Consider the following 10,116-nt stretch of genomic DNA (forward strand, 5'->3'; position numbering starts at 1 on the left):
GGGTGGGGTTCTTTCTATGCGTCTTCATATTAAATTGGTATAAGATAAACAAACTTAAACAAAAATTATTCCCCTTTCCTACGAGAAGAAAGGGGAAATTATAGGATATTTTCCAAATTGCTGAGAAATCTTAAAAAGTCAGAATTCTATTTAGAAACAACTTGGAGATTGATTTTAGCGGTGACATCCGAATGCAGTTTAATTTCTGCTTCATAAGTACCCAATTTGCCGATATCAGGAATGGTGATACTGCGCTTGTCTACATCAATGCTGGCATTCTGCTTGATGATATCGACAACATCTTGAGTAGTGACAGTACCGAAAATCGCTTCATTTTCGCCAACTTGCACTGAAATGCTGTAGCCAGTAACTTGTTCCAATGCGGATTTTTGTTCCGTAGCTTGTTGCTTGAGTTCCTCTTGACGCTGACGTTCGATTTCACGACGACGTTCTACTTGTTTGAGAAGACCACGGGTTGCTGGGGATGCTAATTGCTTAGGAACCAGATAGTTACGTGCATAGCCTGGTGCAACTTCGACTAAATCGCCAAGTTTACCCAGCTTGCTGACATCCTGGTTTAATATTAATTGTACGCGCTTTGCCATTTTTCTTCGCTTTGTTGTTCTTTTTGTTCTGTCAAATCTTAGCAGCTTGGGTTTGAGACGAGTCGCAGTCTTTGATAACCGTATCCATTTATGGCTATACACACAGCCCAGAGCTAAAAGATTTTAACTAAATATGGGGTGCGATCGCAACCCCGTAGCCAAAAATCGTCATTTGTTAAGATTTAACATTGTTTAAAATTGGTCTTTCATTCCTCGCAGTCGTGCAAATGTTTGGGTGCGATCGCTACTTTTTGCTGCCAGTTGTAATGCGGGTATATCCCAGCGCAAAAATGGATTCGTCGATTTTTCAATTCCTAATACTGAAGGAACCGTGGCTTCTCCTATATTTCGAGAATTCCGTACCTGCGTATATCGGTTTTTCAAAACTTCATTGTCACCATCGACACTCAGGGCAAATTGTAAATTTTTCAATGTGTATTCGTGGGCACACCAAACGCGGGTATTGTCGGGTAATGACCTAATTTTACTGAGGGAATCGACCATTTGCGCGGGTGTACCTTCAAATAATCGTCCGCAACCCCCAGCAAAAAGGGTATCCCCACAGAATAACTCTCCCCCGTACCCTGCCGTCACCTCAGGGAAATAATAGGCAATGTGAGCGCGGGTATGTCCGGGAACGAATAAAACTTCACCTATGCTTGAGCCAAATGTAACGCGATCGCCTTCATATAAAAAGACTTTTTGTCCGGGAATTCTGCCTTTATCTTCGGCTCCTGCATAAACTGTGAGGCTGGGGAACTCTTGGATTAACTCACGATTACCCCCTACATGGTCACTGTGGTGGTGTGTGTTGAAGATTGCGACTAGTTCGGCTTTAAGTTCATGAAGCTTGTTTAAAACGGGTTGTGCGACTGCTGGATCGACGACTGCGGCAATGTTGCGTATCTCGTCCCATAACAGGAAAATATAGTTGTCAGACAGTACTGGCAGACGGATTACTTGCATTTTTTATCTCCATATTTAATATTTTAATCTAGTACTTTTGTCAGAGCTGACTAAGTCAACCGTATTTAAACGTACATACTCAAAATATTGTAGTAAAAAATATGTCATTTATCAGTAAAAATCCTCTGGGTGAAGCTAGAATATAAAGTTAAATTTATTTTGTTGGTTTAAGTTGTAAAGATACTGCAAAGCAACGGTATACCAACGAAGTGATATTTGTCCACCACATTTTAGTTTAATAAATGTTTTTTTATGCTCTCTTTTTACAATTAGGTGGGGCAAATATTGCTATTTTTTTAGTTTTAATCAGGAGAAATATGCTTCATAAATTTTCTATGACAAAAACGGCTGATACTGAACCAGAAATAGCAGTCAAAGTTTTGGTTGATAAGATAATCTTTTCTGGAAAACTTAGTCGTCGCGACCATAAATTGTTAACAATTTTTGTTTACGATGACAATGATGTAACTGAAGGCGATCGCAGGCAAGTAAACCGCGTCTTCGACCACATTCAAACTGGTCAATTGAAGTTAATTGATTGGTAAAAAAAGATAGATGTACGGTGGATCGAGAATTATTTGATAATTGATTATTGCTCAAATTAATCATTTATGATTAGTTCAGTCAAAAAAAATGTATTTTCGGTCTCAGATGACAACACATAATTTCCAAAAGGGTTATGGAGTCGGATAGATATCTTTGATTACAAGGTATTTATCCAATTCCAAACTCCCAGATGATAATATTATAAATAAATACATTAACCGAAAGTTAATAATAAATGAAAGTTTCATTGGTAGTTAGTGACCTCTCAGGAGGTGGAACAGTCAGAGCATATTTGTTAGCTCAGGTATTAAAAGAACTCAATTATCAAGTCGAAATTGTCGGGTTTAATTTTGGTAAAGAGTTATATGCGATCGCACCGGATCAAATTCCGGTAGTTTCTATCCCTGGCAGCAATTATCCTCATTTTTTTGGTTCAGTTAGCCAACTTTTAAAAAAGCTCGATGGAGACATTATTTATGCAGTTAAACCAAAGCCTAGTAGCTTTGGTGTCGCACTACTAAAAAAACTAAATTCACATCGTCCAGTATTAGTTGATATGGATGATTGGGAAATGAGTTGGCATGGTGGTTTTTCCTTCCAGTATCAACCTGGAATTAAGCAATTTGCCCGCGATATTCTCAAACCAAAAGGTGCATTAAGATTCCCCGATCATCCAGTTTATATTAATTGGATGGAAAGCATGGTTAAATACGCAGATATCGTAACTATTGATACTCAGTTTCTCCAAGACCGTTTCGGTGGAGTGTACGTACCGAATGGAAAAGATACTGTCATGTTCAACCCAGATAAATATGATGCTAATACGAGTCGGCAGAAATACGGACTTTCTGATTATCGCGTCTTGATGTTTCCTGGCGCTCCTCGTCCCCACAAAGGTGTGGAAGATGTGTTGATGGCGCTGGAACAACTCAACCGCGAAGATTTACGGTTGGTGATTGTTGGTGGGAGTCCATATGATGATTATGATGACCGTTTAATTGAGAAGTGGGGACGCTGGATTATTAAGTTACCAAAGTCACCAGTAGAAGCCATGCCTGAGATTGTGGCAGCAGCTCATATTGTGGTTGTACCGCAACGGGATACTGTGGTAGCAAGAGCGCAATTCCCCCTAAAGCTTACCGATGGAATGGCAATGGGTAAACCCGTGATTTCGACCCGTGTTGGTGATATTCCGGAAATTTTAGCCGATACTGGTTACTTAGTCGATCCAAACTCACCATCACAAATTGCTATGGAGATTGAAGCTATTTTTGATAACTTTGATTTGGCTTGCGATCGCGGTAACAAAGCACGAAAACGTTGTATTGAAAGATACAGCACATCAACGATGGCATCCACATTAAAGGATGCGTTAGCAAAGCTAGTAATTAGTAAAAGTTCTCCCAAGGTGGGTATGACTTAATTGCTAAAGAACCTGTGGAACAATAAAATTATTTTTAGGGTGTATTTTTAAAGCACAATTATCTCATGCAGAGGAGAACTGTTGGAGTATTAATAGGTTGCTAAAAAGTTATTTTGACAATCCCACTAATTATTAAAAATCAACATGTCTACGACTAGTATTTTATTTAAATTTGCGAAACCTTACCCCTTTCGGATTTTCGTAACATTTTTACTTTCCATCTCTGGGGCTTTATTTAATGGTGTTGGTACCACACTGATTATACCTGTAATTCTGGCTATTGTTGGACAGAATTTAACTTCTCAAGACAGTCCAGCAATTCTGAGGATGATTATAGCTCCTTTTGAACAAGTACCAGAAAATTATCGCGTTGGTGTCATGGCAGCAGCAGTAATCTTGATAATTTTCATCAAAAATCTTGCCAGCTATGCCAGTACGTTAGCATCGGGTTTGCTAGCAAGACTGATTACCACAGATATGCGGGAAGCGGGGTTACAAGTCCTATTAGAAGTTGATTTAGATTATTATGCAAAAACTAGAGTTGGCGATTTAATTAATAGCTTGGGTGGGGAAGTTGCACGGGCTGCCAGTACAATTAATATTGTGATTCGAGTCTTTACTGTCATCATTACAATATTGGTATTTGTGGGATTATTGATGGCAATTTCCTGGAAATTAACAATCGCAGCGACAATATTGTTATTCCTAGTCACATTAGTTAATCAATATGCGATCGCACGTTCAAAAGACTACGGTAAAATGTTGTCGGAGATGTCGAAGGATTACTCGATTGCCGTATTAGAAGTCATGAACGGGATGCGCTTGGTGCGTTCAACAGCGAATGAAGGTCGAGAATACCAGAAAATCGTTAAATTAATTCGCGATCGCGAAAGTGCAGAGTTTAGATCGCAAGCCAATTCTGAAGCAATTGTACCCGTCAGCGAGGTAATGGGTATAGCGGCTTTGGTGATGATTGTACTTTTGAGTAAGCAATTTTTTGGTAATCAAATTGCATCACTTTCCCAGGTAATATTAATATACCTATTTACACTTTTACGAGTCTTACCTTATATTTCCCAGTTAAATGTAATTCGTAGTGGCTTTGCAGGTGCATCAGCGAGTTTGAACATTACCTCGGAGTTTTTACGTCGAGAAAATAAGCCGTTTATGAGTTGTGGTGAAAAGCCCTATAAAAGTCTCCAAAAAGGCATTCATTTTAATAATATTTCCTTCGCTTATCCCGGTTATGAAAAGTTAGTAATCAAAGAAATTGACTTATTTCTGCCAAAAGGAACCACTTTAGCTTTAGTTGGTAGTTCAGGTGCGGGTAAATCAACAATGGCAGATTTATTACCGCGTTTTTACGAGCCGATTTCGGGTAGCATTTTACTCGATGGGGTAGATTTACGCGATTTTAATATCCAGTCGGTACGTAGTTTAATGGGTATCGTCAGCCAAGATACATTTTTATTCAACGATTCGATCGGGTATAACATTGCATACGGTAAAACCGATGCCAGCGAAGAAGAAGTAATTGCAGCAGCCAAACAAGCAAATGCCTACGAATTTATTATTAAATTGCCCCAAGGATTTGATACATTGATTGGTGACAGAGGTGTAATGTTGTCGGGGGGACAAAGACAGAGATTAGCGATCGCAAGGGCTTTGTTACAAAACCCAGAAATTCTAATCCTCGATGAAGCTACCAGTGCCCTCGATACTGTATCCGAACGTTTGGTGCAAGAAGCGATCGATGACTTGAGTAAAAACCGGACAACCCTAGTAATTGCCCATCGCTTATCCACAGTCCAAAAAGCCCACCAAATCGCCGTATTAGACCAGGGAAGGGTTGTGGAAGTTGGAAATCATCAAGAACTATTACGCAAAAATGGTTATTATACCCGTCTTTATTCGATGCAATTTAGCGGTGAATCGGAACAAACAGCCGAAGTAAACCCCATTTCCAATCAAACCACACAAAATTTACTCCTTATCCCCCACGAATTGCGAACTCGTCTCAACCCAACCATTGGGTTTTTACGATTGCTACTTGATGGTTTAGTCGATAACCCGCAAGAACGGCAAGAATTAATCGAAGAAGCCTATAAATCGACAATGCGAGTTTCCAATATAATTGATGTCTTCGAGGATATCGTCAAACTACGAAGCCGCTTTAAACTGGGATTATTAGATGAAAGCCAAAATCACGAGAATCTCAAACGCATCGTCGAAAAGTTTAATAACTATGTGAGTCCAATCCTTTACTCATTGCGATCGCGTTCGCGTAGCGTGTCCGAAGGACTCAGTGACTCCTTCGGAGTATCGCTTGTAGATTATCCAAGTGAAAGTACTCCCGAACAAAACGAATCAATCAAAGAAGCATGGAATGCAGCGATTCACTTGCTGGACACAACTCAAGAGCTTGAAGATGCTGTAAAACTACTTACCACATCAAACAACACTGTTAATGGTAAAGAATTACAACCTCACATCTCAAATTGATAAATTTATATTTGACCTAAAGGAACACCAAGAAATAAATTCTCCAATATTGTAGGGGTGGGTTCTCCCCACCCTTAAAATTATGAATATGATTGATAAATCCCTAAGTTGAGATATTTTATTTTCTGGAAATCCCTTATTTTAATTGCCGTAAAAGGGTAAAAGAAAGGAAAATCACTTCAAAAATAGAATAGAGAGCAATTCAGAATTCTTTTGACCAATTTTAGTTTTCTTAATTACATTAAAAATGGCTTTTTTCTGAAGATAAGTAATTGCGATCGCTCCAAATGTAACTACTACAAAAGATATGGTAAAGTTGCTAGTTAATTCGTGAAAATATTCTGCAATTAAATTTTGCCAGTAATACACGAAGAAAATATGCCACAAGTATATCCATAAGGAAGATGAACTAATAAAAACAATCAACCTAATCAGAAAATTATCCCGTTCTAATAAACTGTATTTTACACACAACTTATTAACGACAAAATATGCCAACATCGACATAAAAATTCCATAGGAAACATAGTAAGATTGTGGAGGATATTTAAAATTTTCATTTGAAATAAAATGTCCTAATTTATAGTAAAAATAAACAGCCTGTAACAAAAATAAGCTTAAAAATAATCCAGATATCAGTAATATAGATTTATTTTTAAGCTTGGGTATAGCCATCCCTAAACCAAACAAGCATCCGTAGGGAAGCAGATAAAGTAAATAATCATTGATTATTACATTCAAAAATATTGCCCGCGTCAAAAAACTAAAACGTTGAATTAAAATCAGTAATAACTCATAACCTAAATAACTTAGAGATAGCAAAGTTAGAAATTTAGCTTCTGATTTGCATAATCTATATACATATAGCAACAAATTTGCAGCAAGAGCCACTAAAATAAATACACGAATTATCCATACATAACCAACACCTTTGAGCAATAAAAATGTCTCGAATATTTTTTGAGGAGAAAATGGGTAAGGTTTAGAAAGTAGAGAAAATATAATATAAGTTGCAATAAAGTAAAAAATCATGAATAACCATACAGGAGCAATCAAACGCGGCAATCTTTTTTTTACATAACTCCAAAAAGATATTTGCTTATTCCCAGATGAATAGGCATAGAGTGTTCCCGATACAATAACCATCAAGGGAACATCGAAACGTCTAACATGGAAAAAGATATTGTTCTCAGGACCAACATGGGCGAAAATAATACAAAATAGTCCAATAGTTTTCAAAATGTCAAACCTAATATCGCGCTGACGCTTAGGTTTTTTCTCCAATGTATTGCTCATTTTTTAGATATATGAAAAATATTTTTCAATAATAACCTTGACTTGACCAATGTCACCAGCAAAGTATCTTTTTTTCAAGTATGCCTGATTATTAAGCCATCCATAAATAATAAATGTGGTCTTACTCAAGCTATTTGCCTTCCAAAATTAACATGCAGCAAAGAAGTACATCAAAACAACTTTAACCCTGTAACGAAAATCTTCCTACGGGATTTGCCAGACATATGAAAATATACATTGATGTAAATTACAACTATATCGTACCAGTACTAGTACAAACATCTCAAATCCTTATTATTTATTAGTCAATAATTAATACTTAAACAAAAACTGACACTTAATTCAGTAAAAATACTAATATTCATAGCAAAACTTACAACTTTGTCAAAATATTCAGTAGAATTTCTCTAGGTTGAGAAAAAATCTGCGATTATGCTGGTTCCATTAGGAATTCTTGTATCCAGGGTTACAAGAAGATTTACCGTTAAAAATTTGCCAATAATTTATACTTCTGTCAACAGATATGTACAATCAAATTCAACAAAGAATTCGAGATATAGTCAACAATGTTCGTCACCCAAAGCGTATTTTAGTTGTTCGTCAATCAAATCATCAATCAACATATAACAACTATTTTCTTTATTGGGTAAGCCAAAATTACCCAGAAGCATCACAGTTATTTGAAGTTCATTACCTCCCCCATGAAGTTGAAAACTGGGACCGCTATGCTTTGTTTATCCCTTGGTTACAAGACCCTCTTAAAGAAAGGTTCCCTGACGTTTACAAGCAAGCCAAAGAACTGGAATTAAAATGTCAAGAACACAATATTCCTATCATTAATCCCATAGATAAACTTTCAAATTCAATCAAGTCGATCGCAGCAGAAACTATCCGTAGCGTCGGTATCCGAACTGCCAAAACAGTCGTGATTACCAACCCAGAAACATTTAAAGAAACATTAGGTGGATTATCCGTTCCCTTTTTTATTCGGGAAGACTGCGTACATGGCAGTAAAACTTTTTCAATTAAACATCTTGATGATTTGCAAAATGTCCCATTTGAGAGTTTTACTCAACCAATTGCAGTAGAATTTATTGATACGCAATCAGAAGATGGTTTATATCGTAAATATCGTTATTTTGCGATGGGAGATGAAGGTATTCCAGGACCATTGATGGTGTCGAGTTATTGGGAAGTCCGCGACAATAAGAACCGTGTTATCGACGAATCAATCATCGCTGAGGAGATTAGCTACTTCAGTGGAAATGACCCTAATCATGAGATTTTGCAGAAAGCACGCAAAGCATTAGGTTTCGATTATATGGCGTTTGATTACAGCTATGATTCTGAAGGAAAATTAATAGTTTGGGAACCTAATCCTTTCCCAGTTATCTGGGGTTCAACTGATAATGACCCTAGTAAGAAATATCAGTTATCTTCAATGGATCGTGTCTTTACAGGACTTCTTAATCTTTATTTGCAACGTGCGAATATCTCTATTAAAAAGCAAGTTATTGCTGCGCGATAACTGATTAATCTTACCTTTGAATAGCTTTACGTTCAAGAACAGCCAAACTTTACTTGACAATTTAGCTGTACAACTTAGATTGTTTTTCGTCGCGGTATAGTCATTATCATGGCTATACCGAAAGATGGTTATTTTGATAACCACTTAAATAATAACTAATTAAGAGTGTTTAACCAATGATGCCGCTTGTTTCGATAATTGTTACTTGTTTCAATCAAGCTTGCTATTTAGAACGTTCAGTTAAAAGTGTACTGTCTCAAACATACTCAAATATTGAGTGTATTATTGTGGATGATGGTTCTACTGATAATACTCAAGAAATTGCGACGTTATTGATGAGTTTAGACTCACGAGTTAGTTATTTTTATAAAGAAAATGGTGGAGTATCCTCATCTCGAAATTTCGGATTCAAGAAAGCACAAGGTGAATGGATTCAGTTTTTAGATGGAGATGATTGGATTCATACAGATAAAATCGAATTCCAACTAAGTCATTTAAATCGGATAGAAGGGGATGATTATGTATTTTATACAGATTACGAAAGAGTTTTTATAGACAAAGAGGGGCAAATTTCTCATCGAGTTGAAAATATTGTTGGAGATTTAAACCAAGAACAATTGATTCAGCGATTAGTAATACCTGATTTTTTAGCTGACTCTTCATTTCCTTTGCTACAACAATGTTTATTGATGCATAAGAGCGTTTTTCAGAAAAAAATGTTTGATGAGCGTCTTAAGGCTTTGCAGGATAGGGATTTTACATTAGATTTACTACTAGCTGATGTCAAATTTGTTTATACTCCAATGGTTGGAGCATACTATACAAAACATCAGTCGAATCGAACTAATAATTGGAATTATATGAAGAATTATTATATTCTTTTCTACGAGACTGTATGCGGTAAACATCAGGAATTACTCCCATTATGTCAGGTAGGAATTCACTTTTTAATTAAAGAAGCCATCCGAGAAAAGGAGAGCGCTAATTTTTCCCGATTAGTTAAAATAGTAAATATGCCTTTTGATTTATATGATGGGAAAATTAAGATAAATCAGAGATATCTATTGAAATTAATCTACAATTTGCGACTCATTACTCCCAGCTTTATCCTATTTAAAAAGTACAGAGGACCTCGCTCAGAAAAAATTATATCGATATTTTCTAAATTCACAAATTGGTTTAAAAATAAAAATCATAGCTATATTAATAGTCAATAATAATTAGTTTTTTTTTTCATGACATATTGTGCT

8 protein-coding genes are annotated in these 10,116 nt (G+C 36.5%); 5 read left to right on the plus strand and 3 right to left on the minus strand.

The window, feature by feature from the left end; genetic code table 11:
- Positions 1 to 146 precede the first annotated feature (146 nt).
- Positions 147 to 605 carry a 50S ribosomal protein L9 gene (gene rplI, locus CK510_RS19585; protein WP_095723302.1) on the minus strand — a complete coding sequence of 153 codons (459 nt, stop codon included), beginning with the start codon at positions 603 to 605 and terminating at the stop codon, positions 147 to 149.
- 192 nt (positions 606 to 797) lie between these two features.
- A complete protein-coding gene (gene gloB, locus CK510_RS19590) occupies positions 798 to 1,571 on the minus strand; it encodes a hydroxyacylglutathione hydrolase (protein ID WP_095723303.1) in 774 nt (257 codons plus the stop codon).
- A gap of 317 nt (positions 1,572 to 1,888) precedes the next feature.
- Here gloB and CK510_RS19595 point away from each other — a divergent pair, with 317 nt between their 5' ends.
- From CK510_RS19595 to CK510_RS19605, 3 genes are all read left to right on the plus strand, one after another.
- A complete protein-coding gene (locus CK510_RS19595; protein WP_095723309.1) occupies positions 1,889 to 2,116 on the plus strand; it encodes a hypothetical protein in 228 nt (75 codons plus the stop codon).
- Positions 2,117 to 2,352: 236 nt separating this feature from the next.
- Positions 2,353 to 3,540 carry a glycosyltransferase family 4 protein gene (locus CK510_RS19600; RefSeq protein ID WP_095723304.1) on the plus strand — a complete coding sequence of 396 codons (1,188 nt, stop codon included), beginning with the start codon at positions 2,353 to 2,355 and terminating at the stop codon, positions 3,538 to 3,540.
- Between the two features lie 144 nt (positions 3,541 to 3,684).
- Positions 3,685 to 6,042 (plus strand): ATP-binding cassette domain-containing protein, encoded by a 2,358-nt coding sequence (locus tag CK510_RS19605; protein ID WP_095723305.1) that lies wholly within the window; start codon positions 3,685 to 3,687, stop codon positions 6,040 to 6,042.
- Positions 6,043 to 6,216: 174 nt separating this feature from the next.
- Here the strand turns inward: CK510_RS19605 and CK510_RS19610 are convergent, their stop codons facing one another.
- The gene (locus CK510_RS19610) at positions 6,217 to 7,338 is read right to left on the minus strand and encodes an acyltransferase family protein (RefSeq protein ID WP_095723306.1); all 1,122 of its coding nucleotides are present in this window, start codon (positions 7,336 to 7,338) and stop codon (positions 6,217 to 6,219) included.
- 523 nt (positions 7,339 to 7,861) lie between these two features.
- On the opposite strand from CK510_RS19610, the gene CK510_RS19615 reads away from it, so the two are divergent.
- Complete coding sequence (locus tag CK510_RS19615) at positions 7,862 to 8,866, plus strand: hypothetical protein (RefSeq protein ID WP_095723307.1); 1,005 nt, start codon at positions 7,862 to 7,864, stop codon at positions 8,864 to 8,866.
- Positions 8,867 to 9,042: 176 nt separating this feature from the next.
- On the plus strand, positions 9,043 to 10,083 hold the full coding sequence (locus tag CK510_RS19620; protein ID WP_095723308.1) for a glycosyltransferase family 2 protein: 1,041 nt from the start codon (positions 9,043 to 9,045) through the stop codon (positions 10,081 to 10,083).
- Positions 10,084 to 10,116: the final 33 nt, after the last annotated feature.

This window comes from Brunnivagina elsteri CCALA 953 (assembly GCF_002289455.1).
In the GTDB taxonomy this organism is placed as follows: Bacteria; Cyanobacteriota; Cyanobacteriia; order Cyanobacteriales; family Nostocaceae; genus Brunnivagina; species Brunnivagina elsteri.